This window comes from Hallella seregens ATCC 51272 (assembly GCF_000518545.1).
GTDB classification, from domain to species: domain Bacteria; phylum Bacteroidota; class Bacteroidia; order Bacteroidales; family Bacteroidaceae; genus Prevotella; species Prevotella seregens.
The window spans coordinates 1-14,623 of the sequence record NZ_JADU01000021.1 but is presented as its reverse complement, the minus strand read 5'-3'; the positions used below and the strand labels follow the sequence as shown (position 1 = coordinate 14,623).

The 14,623-nt window shown below is 55.6% G+C and carries 13 protein-coding genes; 7 read left to right on the top strand and 6 right to left on the bottom strand.

The window, feature by feature from the left end; genetic code table 11:
- Positions 1 to 184 precede the first annotated feature (184 nt).
- A complete protein-coding gene (pnp, locus tag L888_RS0108115; protein ID WP_027952531.1) occupies positions 185 to 2,428 on the bottom strand; it encodes a polyribonucleotide nucleotidyltransferase in 2,244 nt (747 codons plus the stop codon).
- Positions 2,429 to 2,620: 192 nt separating this feature from the next.
- Here pnp and L888_RS0108110 point away from each other — a divergent pair, with 192 nt between their 5' ends.
- Together L888_RS0108110 and L888_RS0108105 are read left to right on the top strand one after the other, a co-directional pair.
- A complete protein-coding gene (locus L888_RS0108110; protein ID WP_015298313.1) occupies positions 2,621 to 3,790 on the top strand; it encodes a TlpA disulfide reductase family protein in 1,170 nt (389 codons plus the stop codon).
- 12 nt (positions 3,791 to 3,802) lie between these two features.
- Positions 3,803 to 4,357, top strand: coding sequence for an NUDIX hydrolase (locus L888_RS0108105; protein WP_027952530.1), 555 nt, complete (start codon positions 3,803 to 3,805; stop codon positions 4,355 to 4,357).
- Positions 4,358 to 4,375: 18 nt separating this feature from the next.
- Here L888_RS0108105 and L888_RS0108100 read toward each other — a convergent pair whose 3' ends face one another.
- Positions 4,376 to 4,969 (bottom strand): DUF417 family protein, encoded by a 594-nt coding sequence (locus L888_RS0108100; protein ID WP_044248988.1) that lies wholly within the window; start codon positions 4,967 to 4,969, stop codon positions 4,376 to 4,378.
- 906 nt (positions 4,970 to 5,875) lie between these two features.
- On the opposite strand from L888_RS0108100, the gene topA reads away from it, so the two are divergent.
- From topA to L888_RS0108075, 5 genes are all read left to right on the top strand, one after another.
- Positions 5,876 to 8,215 (top strand): type I DNA topoisomerase, encoded by a 2,340-nt coding sequence (topA, locus tag L888_RS0108095; protein ID WP_027952528.1) that lies wholly within the window; start codon positions 5,876 to 5,878, stop codon positions 8,213 to 8,215.
- A 90-nt stretch (positions 8,216 to 8,305) separates the two neighbouring features.
- Complete coding sequence (locus L888_RS0108090) at positions 8,306 to 8,914, top strand: shikimate kinase (RefSeq protein WP_005845600.1); 609 nt, start codon at positions 8,306 to 8,308, stop codon at positions 8,912 to 8,914.
- 88 nt (positions 8,915 to 9,002) lie between these two features.
- Positions 9,003 to 10,895, top strand: coding sequence for a biosynthetic arginine decarboxylase (gene speA / locus L888_RS0108085; protein ID WP_005845599.1), 1,893 nt, complete (start codon positions 9,003 to 9,005; stop codon positions 10,893 to 10,895).
- 153 nt (positions 10,896 to 11,048) lie between these two features.
- Positions 11,049 to 11,870 carry an acetylglutamate kinase gene (gene argB / locus L888_RS0108080; RefSeq protein ID WP_027952526.1) on the top strand — a complete coding sequence of 274 codons (822 nt, stop codon included), beginning with the start codon at positions 11,049 to 11,051 and terminating at the stop codon, positions 11,868 to 11,870.
- A complete protein-coding gene (locus L888_RS0108075; RefSeq protein WP_005845595.1) occupies positions 11,867 to 12,382 on the top strand; it encodes an RNA polymerase sigma factor in 516 nt (171 codons plus the stop codon). Before argB ends, L888_RS0108075 begins: the two co-directional genes overlap by 4 nt.
- A gap of 26 nt (positions 12,383 to 12,408) precedes the next feature.
- On the opposite strand, the gene L888_RS0108070 is transcribed toward L888_RS0108075, so the two are convergent.
- Genes L888_RS0108070 through L888_RS14480 form a run of 4 tightly spaced genes read right to left on the bottom strand, consistent with a single transcriptional unit; the run spans position 12,409 to position 14,351 of the window.
- The gene (locus L888_RS0108070) at positions 12,409 to 12,687 is read right to left on the bottom strand and encodes a YciI family protein (RefSeq protein WP_005845593.1); all 279 of its coding nucleotides are present in this window, start codon (positions 12,685 to 12,687) and stop codon (positions 12,409 to 12,411) included.
- A gap of 25 nt (positions 12,688 to 12,712) precedes the next feature.
- Positions 12,713 to 13,459 (bottom strand): SDR family NAD(P)-dependent oxidoreductase, encoded by a 747-nt coding sequence (locus L888_RS0108065; protein ID WP_027952524.1) that lies wholly within the window; start codon positions 13,457 to 13,459, stop codon positions 12,713 to 12,715.
- Positions 13,460 to 13,471: 12 nt separating this feature from the next.
- Entirely contained in the window at positions 13,472 to 14,032 is a 561-nt protein-coding gene (locus L888_RS0108060; RefSeq protein ID WP_027952523.1) for an NAD(P)H-dependent oxidoreductase, read from the bottom strand.
- 7 nt (positions 14,033 to 14,039) lie between these two features.
- Positions 14,040 to 14,351 (bottom strand): hypothetical protein, encoded by a 312-nt coding sequence (locus L888_RS14480; RefSeq protein ID WP_052323293.1) that lies wholly within the window; start codon positions 14,349 to 14,351, stop codon positions 14,040 to 14,042.
- Between the last annotated feature and the right edge of the window lie 272 nt (positions 14,352 to 14,623).

Genomic DNA, 14,623 nt, shown 5'->3' with positions numbered 1-14,623 from the left:
GAGGGGAATTCCTTTCACGCAGAAACGCAGAGGAAAGGAGGAGAAAGAGGCTTGCGACGCGGCCCGGCAAACGCCGGGTGCAGGAAAAAGAAAAAGGGATGGGAACGAGGCCAAGCCTCTTGTTCCCATCCCTTTGATGATTGATATTCAGAGCCCGCCGGCAGCCCTGAAGCGCAAGGAGCGGTTACTCCTCGCCCGAAAAATCGTTGTCGCGGTGCTCGAAACGGTGGGGACGATGGTCGCCGTCGCGGCGCGGACGACGGTCGCCACGCGGACGACGCTCACGTTCCACATAGCCTTCGGGCTTCTCGATGAGCACACGGTGGGAGAGCTTGTACTTGCCCGTCTTGGGATCGACCTCCAGGAGCTTCACCTTGATCTTGTCGCCCTCCTTGATGCCGGCCTCCTCGACCGACTCCAGGCGTTTCCACTCAATCTCGGAGATGTGGAGCAGTCCCTCCTTGCCCGGCAGAATCTCGACGAAGCAGCCGTAGGGCATCACGCTCTTGACGGTGCCATCGTACACCTCGCCGACCTCGGGCATGGCCACGATGGCCTTGATCTTGCCCAGGGCAATATCGATACTGTCCTTGTTGGGTGCGGAAACCTGTACCTTGCCCACGCCGTCGACCTCGTCGATGGTGATGGTGGCACCGCTGTCTTCCTGCATCTGCTGGATGATTTTTCCGCCCGGGCCAATCACGGCACCGATGAACTCCTTGGGAATCTCGATGGCCACGATGCGCGGCACCTGCGGCTTCATCTCGGCACGCGGCTCGCTCATGGTCTTCATCATCTCGCCCATGATGTGCTCGCGGCCGGCCTTCGCCTGCATGAGAGCCTTTTCCAGAATCTCGAACGACAGTCCGTCGCACTTGATGTCCATCTGCGTGGCGGTGAGACCGTCCTTGGTGCCGGTGGTCTTGAAGTCCATGTCGCCCAAGTGGTCCTCGTCACCGAGGATGTCGCTCAGGATGGCATACTTGTCCTCGCCGGGATTCTTGATGAGTCCCATGGCGATGCCGGCCACCGGTTTCTTCATGGGCACACCGGCATCCATCAGGGCCAACGTACCGGCACAAACGGTCGCCATCGACGAAGAGCCGTTGCTCTCGAGGATCTGGCTCACCAGACGCACAGTGTAAGGGAAGTCGGCAGGAATCTGATCTTTCAGTCCACGCCAGGCCAGATGGCCGTGGCCCACCTCACGACGGCCTACGCCACGCTGGGCCTTGGCCTCGCCCGTGGAGAACGGGGGGAAGTTGTAGTGGAGCAGGAAACGCTGGTAACTGCGGTTGAGCACGCCGTCGACGAGCTTCTCGTCGAGCTTGGTGCCCAGCGTGCAAGTGGAGAGACTCATCGTCTCGCCGCGCTGGAAGAGGGCGCTTCCGTGGGGCATGGGCAGCGGCGACACCTCGCACCAGATGGGGCGAATCTCGGTCGTGGCGCGGCCGTCAAGGCGCAAACCCTCGTCGAGGATGCAGCGGCGCATGGCATCGCGCATCACGTCGTCGTAATAACGGGCGGCCTCAGCGTGTTTCTCGTCCAGCTCTTCGGCGGCGAGATCGGCATGGGCGGCATCATAGGCCTCGAGGAAATCGGCCAGAATCTTGTCGAAAGCATCGTGACGGGCGTGCTTTTCGAGGGCTTGACGGTTCACATCGTAGACCTGTTGGTAGAGGCCTTTCACCTGTGTGCGCAGTTCCTCGTCGTTCACCTCGTCGTCGTACTCGCGCTTCTTGTCGGTTCCAAGCTCGCGGGCCAGCTCGTCCTGCAGCTCACACATCGGCTTGATGGCCTCGTGGGCCACCTTGAGGGCTGCGATGAGATCCTGCTCGGTCACCTCCTTCATCTCGCCTTCCACCATCATGATGTTGTCTTTGGTGGCGCCAACCATGAGGTCCATGTCGGCCTCGGCCATCTGCTGGAAAGTGGGATTCACCACGTACTCACCGTTGACACGGGCCACGCGAACCTCGGAAATCGTATAGTCGAATGGAATATCGGAGCAAGCCATAGCGGCAGATGCTGCAAAACCGGCCAGGGCGTCGGGTTGATCCACGCCGTCGGCAGAGAGCAACATCACCTGCACATAAACTTCACAATGGTAGTCTGATGGGAAAAGCGGACGAAGGGCACGGTCTACGAGACGTGAAGTAAGAATCTCTTCGTCGCTGGGTTTGCCTTCGCGCTTGGTGAATCCGCCGGGGAAGCGGCCTGCAGCACTGTACTGCTCACGATAATCTACCTGCAAAGGCATGAAATCTGTACCCGGAACTGCCTCTTTGGCTGCACAAACAGTGGCCAGCAATACGGTGTTCCCCAAACGAAGGACAGCGGCGCCGTCGGCCTGTTTCGCAACCTTTCCGGTTTCAATTGAGATGGTTCTGCCATCTGGCAACTGAACGGTTTTCGTAATTACGTTCATTAAAATCTAAAAAACTTTATTGTTTTGACTTACATCTAAAAATATAACGGGGGCAAAGATACCCATTAAAAGCGAGAAAGAAGAAGAAAAGAGCATTATTTTTTGTTTTTTTGTCGATTTGCATTAACTTTGCAAACGACTATTCCACAAACCATCACGGACAGGTCGCAACGAACACATCAACCGCTGATTATGAAGATATTCCATCGTCTGGCAGCCGCCGCCATCGTGCTGGCCGCGCTGGCTGCCACCTCATGCACGGGCAAGAAATTCCACATTTCAGGCACCATCACCGAAGCCCGCGACTCTCTTCTCTATTTTGAAAACATGAGTCTCAACGGCGCCGTCACCGTAGACTCGGTGAAACTGGGCGAAGACGGCTCGTTCAGCTTCGACGGCACGGCAGCCGACCACCCCGAATTTTACCGGCTGCGCATAGCCCGACAGATCATCAACATAGCCGTGGACTCCACGGAAAACATCGCCGTGAAAGCCTCCTACCCCACCATGTCGGGGCAGTACGACGTGAAAGGCTCGGAAGAATGCTCCAAAATCAAGGAGCTGGCCGTGATGCAAATGAGTCTCCAGGCACAGATCAACGCCATCACCCAAAACCCCAATGTGTCCTACGACAGCGAGGCCGACAGCATCCGCCAGATTGTGGCGGCCTACAAAGACCGGGTGAAACGCAACTACATCTTCAAGGAGCCGATGAAGGCCTACGCCTATTTTGCCCTGTTCCAGACGGTGAACGTGGGCGGGCAGACGGCCCTCATCTTCGACCCGCGCAGCAAGAAAGAAGACGTGCAAGTGTTTGCCGCCGTGGCCACCAGCTGGGACACCTACTACCCCAACACCGAGCGCGGCAAGAATTTGCACAACATTGCCATCGAGGGAATGAAGAACGTGCGCATCATTCAGGCCGAGCAGAGCCAGACCATCGACGCCAGCAAGGTGTCGGCCAGCGGGGTCATTGAGATTGCCCTCCCCGACAACCGGGGGCATATCCGGCGGCTCACCGGCCTGCGGGGCAAGGTGGTGCTGCTCGATTTCCACGTCTTTGCCACCAAGACGAGCACGGCCCGCATCATGCACCTGCGCGACCTTTACAACAAATACCACGCCCAAGGCCTGGAGATTTACCAGGTGAGCCTCGACCCCGACGAGCATTTCTGGAAAGAGAGCGTGGCCGCCCTGCCCTGGATCAGCGTGCACGACGAGGCCGGAACGGCTTCGCCGGCCGCCGCCCAATACAATGTGCAGAGCGTGCCCACCTACTTCCTCATCGACAAGAACAACGTGCTGCAAAAGCGCGACGTCCAGATTAAGGACCTCGACGCCGAAATCAAAGCCATGCTGTAAAGGAAACCGCCGATGCATCCACTCAGCAAATTCATCTACTGTCCTGCGTGCGGAAGCAGCCACTTTGAGGAGCAGGACGAGAAAAGCAAGCGTTGCCGCCACTGCGGATTCGAGTATTACCTGAATCCCAGCGCGGCCAACGTGGCGTTCATCCTGAACGAACGCGACGAGCTGCTCGTCATCACGCGCAAGAAAGAACCGGCCAAAGGCACACTCGACCTGCCCGGCGGCTTTGCCGACATCGGCGAAACGGCCGAGCAAGGCGTGCGGCGCGAGGTGCTGGAAGAGACAGGACTCACGGTATCGCGCCTGCGCTATCTCTTCAGTTATCCCAACGTTTACCTCTACTCCAACTTTGAAGTGAAGACACTTGACAGCTTCTTTCTCTGCCAAGTGGACGACTGCAGCCGGCCGGAAGCCCGTGACGACGCGGCCGACTGCCAGTGGATTCCGCTGGCCGACATCCGCACGGAGCTGTTCGGACTGCGCTCCGTGCGCCAAGGGCTACGCGACTTCATCGAGTCGTACCCAGCCACTTGGCAGAGCGGAAACGGCAAGGGGCGGTAACCAAAAGTCTTCTCTGAATCAGTCTTCACGGCGGCGGGCCAGGATGCGCTGGGCGCAATCGGCAGCCACTACCACGGCACCCGCCAGGATGCACACGTCTTTGATGACCAGACGGCCGGCTCCGGTGAGCAGGGGGAAGCCGTGCTCGCCACTGCCTAAATCGGGCACCCAGACCTCGGGCGTAGTGACCAGGAACGAGAGGGTGCCGATGGTCATGAGAAAGACAAGCCCTGCTCCCACGAAGCCCACCTTGGGCCACACGATGCCCAACAGCGTAAGCACACCGAAAGTCATGATAAGAATGCCGAGGCCCTTGGAAAAGACGTAGGTGTTGTTCTCCTCATGCCACTGGTGTTTACGGGCGTCAAACTCGCCCTCCTTGAGCTTGTAGTCCTTGTATTCGGGCGCCTCCTTGGCATAAAAGAAGCTCATGAAAGGGCTGTTGGCCACAAAAGGCACGATGCCCTCGGCCTCGTAGTTGAAGAACTTGAGGCCTCCAATCCATACGAAAATAATGAAAATGGCGACACGAATCAGGTGAACGCCGAAACCTTTCAAAGAGGCGGAGAGGTGCAACAGCCCATCCACCAGTGCTGTTATTTGCTTAATCATCGTTTGAGTTTAAAGAAATGAAACTTGACAGAACCCGGCATCCACTCGCCAGGTCTTGCGGATGCAAAGGTAAACAGTTTTTCTTTCAACGACAAAGCTTCCCTGTAATTATTTCAAAATATACCCCGTTCGTGGTAGACATACTACCCGTGACGGACGGAACACCGGCTGGCTTTAGACAGAACAACGGTTATTTTTAGACATAACAACATATTAAACATATGGCTGGCGCGGTGGGTTTAAAGACATAGTAACAAAATAACATGTGGCTGACGCGGTGAATTTTAACCTAAAAACAGGGCAGCCGGAGGACCATGCCGCAGGAAAGGGGTTTGACATAGGGCCCGACCTCTGCGCCGGCCCCTACGTTTGGAACAAACGTTCAACACGAATCATGTTTGGAATACGATGTACATGCGTCGCAACCACGGTGTACATGCGTTGTGATTACGTCGCAAACGCATTGCGGCAACGGCGTAAACGCGTCGTGATTTCACCGTAAACGCATCGCGAAAACGGTGTCATGACATGACGATGCTCCCGTGCCGGCGTTTCCAGCCACCCTAAACGCTTATTCCAAACGGGCCAGCCTCTGCACCGGCCGCCCCCTATGCCAATATCCTTTCCCGTGGCATGGTCCTCCGGCTGCCCTGTTTTTAGGTTAAAAATTCACCGCGTCAGCCACATGTTATTTTGTTACTATGTCTTTAAACCCACCGCGCCAGCCATATGTTTAATATGTTGTTATGTCTAAAAATAACCGTTGTTATGTCTAAAACCAGCCGTTGTTCTGTCCTCCGCCTCCGCCACCCCATCTATTAAAAAAACTAAATTAATCTCTATATAATAAGGTGCAAGCGAAAGTTTTAATTACTTTTGCCAACCGTTAAATCACAAACAGGAGATATGCAAGACAATCTGGTGATCGTAGAGAGCCCCGCAAAAGCCAAGACCATTGAGAAGTTTCTCGGCAAGGATTTCAAGGTAATGTCCTCGTATGGACACATCCGCGACTTGAAGAAGAAGGAGCTCAGCATAGATGAAAACACACTGGAACCCGACTATGAGATTCCGGAAGAGAAGAAGAAAATCGTCAGCGAACTGAAGAAAAATGCCAAGGCTGCCAGCAAGATTTGGCTCGCATCCGATGAAGACCGCGAGGGAGAGGCCATCAGTTGGCACCTTTGCGAGGTGCTCGGACTGGACGAGACCAAGACCTCGCGCATCGTCTTCCACGAGATTACCAAGCCTGCCATCCTGGAGGCCATACAACATCCGCGCCACCTGGACATGAACCTGGTGAACGCCCAGCAGGCCCGCCGCGTACTCGACCGGCTCGTGGGCTTCAAGCTCTCGCCGGTGCTCTGGCGCAAGGTGAAGCCCGCCCTCTCGGCCGGACGCGTGCAGAGCGTGGCCGTGAGGCTCATCGTGGAGCGCGAACGCGAGATACAAGCTTTCCAGACCGAGCCCTACTACCGCGTGAACGGCATCTTCGCCGTGACCAATGCCGACGGCAGCAAGAGCGAGGTGAAGGCTGAACTGGACAAGCGCTTCAACACCCACGAGGAGGCTCTGGCCTTTCTGGAGAAGTGCAAGGACGCCACCTTCGTGGTGGGCAACATCGTGAAGAAGCCGCTGAAACGCACCCCCGCACCCCCTTTCACCACCTCGACCCTGCAGCAGGAGGCCGCCCGCAAGTTGGGCTTCACCGTGAGCCAGACCATGATGGTTGCCCAGCGCCTGTACGAGAGCGGCCGCATCACCTACATGCGTACCGACAGTGTGAACCTCTCGGGGCTGGCCATCAACGCCAGCAAGGAGGAGATTGTGAAGACCTACGGCGAAAACTACAGCAAGCCCCGCAACTACCAGACCCACTCCAAAGGCGCACAGGAGGCACACGAAGCCATCCGCCCCACCTTCATGCACGAGGCCGGGCAGGAGTGGACTGCCCAGGAACGCCGGCTCTACGACCTCATCTGGAAGCGCACCATCGCCTCGCAGATGGCCGATGCACAGATAGAGAAGACCACGGTGACCATCGACGTGAACGGCACTGACGAGAAATTCGTGGCCAACGGTGAGGTGGTGGTCTTCGATGGATTCCTGAAAGTGTACCGCGAATCGACCGACGACGAGGACAACAACCAGGAGGAGACCCACCTGCTGCCGGCCTTGAAAACCAACGACCGGCTGGAACGTCGGGAGATTAGCTCGACCGAACGTTTCTCGCAGGGCCCGCTGCGCTACACGGAGGCCAGCCTCGTGCGCAAGCTCGAGGAGCTGGGCATCGGCCGCCCGTCGACCTACGCCCCCACCATCTCTACCATCCAGCAGCGCGAGTACGTGCAGAAAGGCGACAAGAGCGGCACCGAACGCTACTATGTCATCGACACCCTGCAGGGCAATCTCATAACGCCACGCAAGAGAAAAGAGATGGCCGGCTCGGAAAAAGGCAAGTTGCTGCCCACCGACATCGGTATCGTGGTGAACGATTTCCTGCTGCAAAACTTCCCCGACATCATGGATTACAACTTCACGGCCAAGGTGGAGAGCCAGTTTGACCGCATTGCCGAGGGCAAGGAAGAGTGGGGAAAGATGATGAGCAAGTTCGATCGGGACTTCGAGCCCACGGTAGACTCGGTGATGAAAGCCCGTTCGGAGCACAAGGCCGGCGAGCGCGAACTGGGCCGGGACCCCAAGACGGGCAGGCCTGTGTTTGTGAAGATAGGGCGCTTCGGCCCCGTGGTGCAGATAGGTTCGGCCGACGACGAGGAGAAACCCCTCTTTGCCCAGATGCCCAAAGACAAGAGCATCGAGACCATTTCGCTGGACGAGGCCCTGGAACTGTTCAAGCTGCCCCGGAAGATTGGCGAGTTCGAGGGGGGCGCCGTGACCATCGGTGCCGGACGCTTCGGCCCCTACGTGCTGCACAACAAGAAGTATGTGTCGCTGCCCAAGACCGAAGACCCCATGACCATCACCCTCGACACGGCTGTGGCCCTCATCGAGGAGAAGCGCAAACAGGAGAAAGAACGGCACATCAAGACCTATGAGGAAGACCCGAAACTGGAACTGCTGAAAGGCCGCTTCGGCCCCTACATCGCCTACGACGGCAAGAACTACCGCATAGACAAGAAGCTGCACGAACGCGCCTTGGCCGCCGACCTGAGCTTCGAGGAGTGCATGGACATCGTGAAAAATGCCCCGGAGCCCAAGGCCAAGACGAGGAGGACAAGGAAGTAGACGCTCCCCAGGCCTCGCCTCAAGAGGGGCGGGTAGCCCGCCCGGGAGCGTCAAACTCGGCCGAAAGGCCTTGCACATCCGCTTTAAACCATGGAAAAGTTAACGAAAGACGCGGCCGACCCGCCATCCACCAGTGCCGGAACACCCTCGCCCGGAGGGGTGGAGAGAGGCTTTCGCATCATTCTCATCGGCTACATGGGGTCGGGAAAGACCACCGTGGGCAAGGCCTTGGCCGCCGACCTGCGCATGCCTTTCTACGACTTGGACTGGTACATCGAGAGCCGCATGCGCAAGAGCGTGAGGCAAATCTTTGACGAGCAGGGCGAGGAAAGGTTCCGACAGATAGAACACAACATGCTGCACGAGGTGGCCGAGTTCGAGAACGTGGTCATCAGCTGCGGGGGCGGCACACCGTGTTTCTTCGACAACATGGACTACATCAACCGCCAGGGCGAGTCGGTCTACCTGAAGTGTACGCCGGAAGTGCTTTACCGCCATCTGAAAATGGGAAAGACCGTGCGCCCCCTGCTGCTCAACAAGACACCCGAAGAGGTGCAGACTTTCATCCATGAGCAGCTCGGGCAACGCGAAGCCTACTATGTACAGGCCCGGCATACCCTCGACGTGACCCTGATGGACAACTACGACAAAATCAAAATCACGGTGGACAAGCTGAAAGAGACGCTGGGGCTGCGCTAATGCTCCCCTATGTCTTCCCGAGTGCTTCCCCCGCAGTTTCTCTTTTACCCTTTTACTTTTTTACGCTTATTCTCTTTTACACGCAACAATGAAGAAGTGGACGATTGAAGATTCGAAGGAGCTCTACAACATTAATGGCTGGGGCACTTCCTACTTTGGCATCAACGACAAGGGCGACGTCTATGTGACGCCCTGCAAGGACAACACTCAAATAGACCTGCGCGACGTGATGGACGAGCTGGCTCTACGCGATGTCACGCCGCCCGTGCTGCTGCGCTTCCCCGACATTTTGGACAACCGCATCGAGAAGACCTCCTCATGCTTTGAAAAAGCCAAGAAGGAATATGGCTTTCAGGGCGAGAACTTCATCATCTACCCCGTCAAGGTGAACCAGATGCAACCCGTGGTGGAAGAGATTATCTCGCACGGCCGCAAGTTCAATTTAGGGCTGGAGGCCGGATCCAAGCCCGAACTGCACGCCGTGATTGCCGTGCAGTGCCAAAGCGACTCGCTCATCATCTGCAACGGCTACAAGGACCAGAGCTACATCGAACTGGCCCTGCTGGCCCAGAAGATGGGCAAACGCATCTTCATCGTGGTGGAGAAACTGAACGAACTGGACATCATTGCCCGCGTGGCCAAGAGCCTGAAGGTGAAGCCCAACCTGGGCATCCGCATCAAACTGGCCTCGTCGGGGTCGGGCAAATGGGAGGAGAGCGGCGGCGACGCCTCGAAGTTCGGACTGAACTCGTCAGAGCTGCTCAAGGCCTTGGAGAAGCTGGACAGCATGGGAATGCACGACTGCCTGAAACTCATTCACTTCCACATCGGCAGCCAAATCACCAAGATACGCCGCATACAGACGGCCCTGCGCGAGGCGGCGCAGTACTACATCAACCTGCACAAGATGGGTTACGACGTGGATTTTGTGGACTGCGGCGGCGGCCTGGGCGTGGACTACGACGGCACGCGGTCGTCGAACAGTGAGAGTTCGGTGAACTATTCCATCCAGGAATACGTGAACGACTGCGTCTATACCTTTGTCGATGCAGCCAACAAGAACGACATCAGCCATCCCAACATCATCACAGAGAGCGGGCGTTCGCTGGCAGCCCATCACTCGGTGCTGGTCATCGACGTGCTGGAAACGGCCTCGCTGCCCGAAATGCCAGAGGAGTTTGAGGCCAAGGACACCGACCACCAGCTGGCCAAGGACCTGTACGAGATATGGGACAACCTGAATCCCAAGAGCATGCTCGAGGACTGGCACGACGCGGAACAGATACGCGACGAGGCGCTGGAGCTTTTCTCGCACGGCATTGTGGACCTGCGCACACGGGCCGAGATAGAGGCCATGTACTGGAGCGTGTGCCACGAAATCAACACGCTGGCCAAGGGAATGAAGCACGTGCCCGACGAGCTGCGCGGCCTTGATAAGCTGCTGGCCGACAAATATTTCTGCAACTTCTCGCTTTTCCAGAGCCTTCCCGACTCTTGGGCCATAGACCAGCTCTTCCCCATCATGCCGATACAGCGGTTGGGCGAACGGCCCACACGCAAGGCTACGCTGCAGGACATCACCTGCGACTCGGACGGCAAGATAGCCAACTTCGTGTCGGACGGCCATGTTTCGCACGTGCTTCCGCTCCACCCGCTCAAGAAAAATGAGCCCTATTACCTGGGCGTGTTCCTCGTGGGAGCCTATCAGGAGATTCTGGGCGACATGCACAATCTCTTCGGCGACACCACGGCAGCCCACATCAGTGTGAAAGACGGCAAGTACAACATAGACCAGATTTTCGACGGCGAGACCGTAGAGGAGGTGCTGGAGTACGTGCAGTACAATCCCAAGAAGCTGGTGCGCCAGCTGGAGCAGTGGGTGACGAAAAGTGTGAAGCAAGGCAAAATCTCGCTTGAAGAGGGCAAGGAGTTCCTGAACAACTATCGTTCGGGGCTGTACGGATATACGTATTTGGAATAGAGTTCTCCCCCGCCACCCCAACAGGAGGGGTACAACGCCACCCTGGAATATAGCAGTAAAGAAGAAAGAATGTGACTCCAACAGGCATTTGTCTTTACTCCGGCGAGCAAGGTAAGCCATAATTCCTTAACTCCATAACTCCTGACGAAAAGAATGAAAGAACAACTGACTATCGTGAAAGTGGGCGGAGCCATTGTAGAAGATGAGGAACGCCTGAACCAACTGTTGCAGGACTTCGCCGCCATATCCGGCAACAAGCTGCTGGTGCACGGCGGGGGCAGACGCGCCACCAAGGTTGCAGCCGCACTGGGCATCGAGAGCCGGATGGTGGGCGGCCGACGCATCACCGACCGGCAAATGCTCGAGGTGGTAACCATGGTGTACGGCGGACTGGTGAACAAGAACCTCGTGGCCAGACTCCAGGCCAACGGCATCAACGCCCTGGGCCTCACAGGGGCAGACATGGGTGTGATACGCAGCCACAAGCGGGCACCTGTCTCCACCCCTGCTACTGATGGTGGCACACCGATTGTGGTTGACTATGGCTTCGTAGGCGACGTAGACCATGTGGACGGGCCTGCCCTTGCAACCCTTATCGGGCGCGGGGTGACGCCCGTGATGGCCCCGCTGACACACGACGGACAAGGACACATGCTCAACACCAACGCCGACACCATTGCCGCAGAGACGGCCAAGGCCTTGGCTGGCCAGTATGACGTGACGCTGATATACAGCTTCGAGAAGCCTGGCGTGCTGGCCAATCCCGAGGACGACGGCAGCGTTATCCCCGTGATTACCCGGACCGACTTTGTACGCTATCGGGCCGACGGCACCATTTCGGGTGGCATGATTCCCAAGATAGAGAATGCGCTGCAGGCCGTAGAGGCCGGTGTGGGGCGTGTCATCATCACCCTCGCCACAGCCATAGACGGACGGCACGGCACGGTGATCCGTACCCGAATGCCACAACCATGATGTATCAAAATCGTTTCCACACCGACATCCTGCCGCTGAAAAATCAGCTCTATCGCCTCGCGCTGCGTATCACGCTCAACAGTGCCGAGGCCGAAGACATCGTGCAGGAAACGCTCATCAAGGTGTGGAACCGACGCGAAAGCTGGGACAAGATAGACAACATGGAGGCGTTTTGCTTCACGGTGTGCCGCAATCTCTCGCTGGACAGCATCAAACGGCACGGCAACCGCAACGCCACGCTGGACGAAGGGCAGGCCGAACAGCCCTCCAACATGCCCACTCCCTCGGAACACACCATAGAACACGACCAGCTGGCCATTGTGCGGCAACTCGTGGACGCCCTGCCCGAGAAGCAGCGCAGCTGCATTCAGCTACGCGACTTCGAGGGAAAAAGCTACAAAGACATTGCCATCATTCTGGGTATTACCGAGGAGCAGGTGAAAGTGAACATCTTCCGCGGACGGCAAACCATCAAGCAGAAGTTTCAAGGTTTGGACCAATATGGCATATAATATTTGAAACGCCCATGTGCTCCGGGCTATTCCGTAATGTGTTCTGCGATTCTTGCCGCATGAAACTCCTGTATGGAATATTCTACGCAACCAGCTTTCAATAACGGGTCTTCGGCGAGATGCTCCTGAAGCGTTTCCAGACTTTCGGCTTTGGCGATGATGGTGCCATGCCACTCCAAGGTCTTGTTCAAGCCGAACATCACGAATATTCCTTCATCAAACTTCTTGTTGAGAAACTCTTCATGCACGCTGATGAGCGACCGCGTCTGCTCACCCGGTGTTACTTTTGCATCTACAATAAACATTGTTTCTTCGTTTAACGGTTAAACATCAGGCTGTGAATCCGCCGTCTACGGCAAATTCAGAACCGCTCACGAAGCTGGCCTCATCGGATGCAAGAAATGCAACGGCTGCGGCAATCTTCTCCGGTTTGCCGAAACGCCCCATCGGAATAAGTGCCTGTACGGTTTCGATGTGCTTCTTGGCTGCTTCGGGATCCAAATCTGTTTTCTCGTAGATAGGTGTCCAAATGGGGCCTACGTTGATGGCATTGACGCGAATACCCTCTTTGGAAAACTCACGGGCCCACGCTTTCGTGATGACTGAGACAGCGGCCTTGCTTGCCGAGTAGACCGACATGTTGGCCATGGGACGCAGACTGACCGACGAGGATATGTTGATGATTGTTCCGTGGCTTGCTTTCAACAAGGGGAGAGCCTGTCTGCCTGCATCTACGATGCCGCGCACATTGATGTTGAAAGTATTGTCGTATTCCTCCATTTTCAGGCTTTCAAGCGGTGTGACGGGAGCCACGCCGGCATTGTTGACAAGTATGTCCAGACGGCCAAACTTAACTTTTACCTCAGAGAAGAGCCTTTCAAGGTCGGCAGTCTTGGTGATGTCGGCCACTACATAGCTGATGTTTTCATGTTTCTCCGCCGTCTCCTTCAACGATTTTTCCGTTCTGCCGATAATCACCACGTGGGCACCTTCGTCGGCAAGACGCAAGGCAATAGTCTGTCCGATACCCGATCCGCCACCAGTCACGATGGCCACTTTGTTCTCTAAATTATACATAGTCTTCATGTTTTATTGGTTCATTATTTCCTTGATTCTCTCTACCAGTCTGCCGGCGTATGCCACAGCCTCCTGTCGCTGCTGCTCTATGCCCTCGGGTGTCTGCCGGGAGGTGTAGCTCACACCGTTGATCCACATAGCGCCTTGATAGTCGAGCCGACATAGTTTGGCCGTGGCCGAGTAGAGTTCTGTCAGACGATTGATGTCAGCAATGGCATCAGCCTCTCCGGTATAGGCCACAGCTGGTACGCCTGTAGTGAAAGACACGAGAAACTTCTTGCCTCCCAGTACCCCTTTGGAGCCGTGGGAAAAACCATGCAGGAAGACCTCATCGAGCCATTTTTTCATCAGTGCCGGCATGGTGTACCAATAGAATGGAAATTGCCATACAATGAGGTCGGCTTTGAGAAGAGCCGCTTGCTCTGCAGGTACGTCTATCCGATAGTCAGGATAGAGCTCGTCCAGCTTTCGCATTTCCACTTCGGGCAGTTGCCGTTCGATTTCTTTGATGATGGCAGCATTTGCCACTGAGTTTTTTAAGTCGTTGTGACCTGAGATGACTAAAACATTCATATTCTATTTATTTTTCCATTTGTGACTGATAGGCCTTGCCCATCTTTACGTTGTCTCCTAAGATTTTTCCTGTTGCCAAGTATTTGTGTGTGGGCATTTCAAATAGTACAGGCTTCAGGCGATTGTAGTCTATTCTTTCTTTGTCGTCAAGCAGTTTTTCTTCGATGTATGTATTTTTGATAGTACAGAAAAAGTTGATAAAACCATCGGCCTCGTATGTTGGAAAGGCCACTCTGCTTTGCCCCCTTTGGCCAAGTAGAATTTGCTCCTGTTGGCCACAACATGATTGCCCCTTGTAAAGTTCTGGTGCAGGGGTCAATTTTATTTTACCCTTTTAGATACTCTGGCTTTTCTTAGCCCTTAACTTACGCATGCTTTCGCCATATAATTCTATGGAATAGTTGTAAATATTAAAACATTCTGATATTCAATTAGTTAGCAAAACTGTATGTAAAGAAATATGTGAAATAATCACCACTTTTAAGAACCACTTTAAAGGTGAATAATTATGGACAATTTTGGTGATCAACAGAGTGCTAAGAAGATCAGTGTAAACTTCAATTTAAGGTGTCAGAGTAGCAAGACACCTAC

Coding starts and splice junctions, on each gene's coding strand:
- pnp (WP_027952531.1), bottom strand. CDS start 2,428: ATGAACGTAATTACGAAAACCGTTCAGTTGCCAGATGGCAGAACCATC.
- L888_RS0108110 (WP_015298313.1), top strand. CDS start 2,621: ATGAAGATATTCCATCGTCTGGCAGCCGCCGCCATCGTGCTGGCCGCG.
- L888_RS0108105 (WP_027952530.1), top strand. CDS start 3,803: ATGCATCCACTCAGCAAATTCATCTACTGTCCTGCGTGCGGAAGCAGC.
- L888_RS0108100 (WP_044248988.1), bottom strand. CDS start 4,969: ATGATTAAGCAAATAACAGCACTGGTGGATGGGCTGTTGCACCTCTCC.
- topA (WP_027952528.1), top strand. CDS start 5,876: ATGCAAGACAATCTGGTGATCGTAGAGAGCCCCGCAAAAGCCAAGACC.
- L888_RS0108090 (WP_005845600.1), top strand. CDS start 8,306: ATGGAAAAGTTAACGAAAGACGCGGCCGACCCGCCATCCACCAGTGCC.
- speA (WP_005845599.1), top strand. CDS start 9,003: ATGAAGAAGTGGACGATTGAAGATTCGAAGGAGCTCTACAACATTAAT.
- argB (WP_027952526.1), top strand. CDS start 11,049: ATGAAAGAACAACTGACTATCGTGAAAGTGGGCGGAGCCATTGTAGAA.
- L888_RS0108075 (WP_005845595.1), top strand. CDS start 11,867: ATGATGTATCAAAATCGTTTCCACACCGACATCCTGCCGCTGAAAAAT.
- L888_RS0108070 (WP_005845593.1), bottom strand. CDS start 12,687: ATGTTTATTGTAGATGCAAAAGTAACACCGGGTGAGCAGACGCGGTCG.
- L888_RS0108065 (WP_027952524.1), bottom strand. CDS start 13,459: ATGTATAATTTAGAGAACAAAGTGGCCATCGTGACTGGTGGCGGATCG.
- L888_RS0108060 (WP_027952523.1), bottom strand. CDS start 14,032: ATGAATGTTTTAGTCATCTCAGGTCACAACGACTTAAAAAACTCAGTG.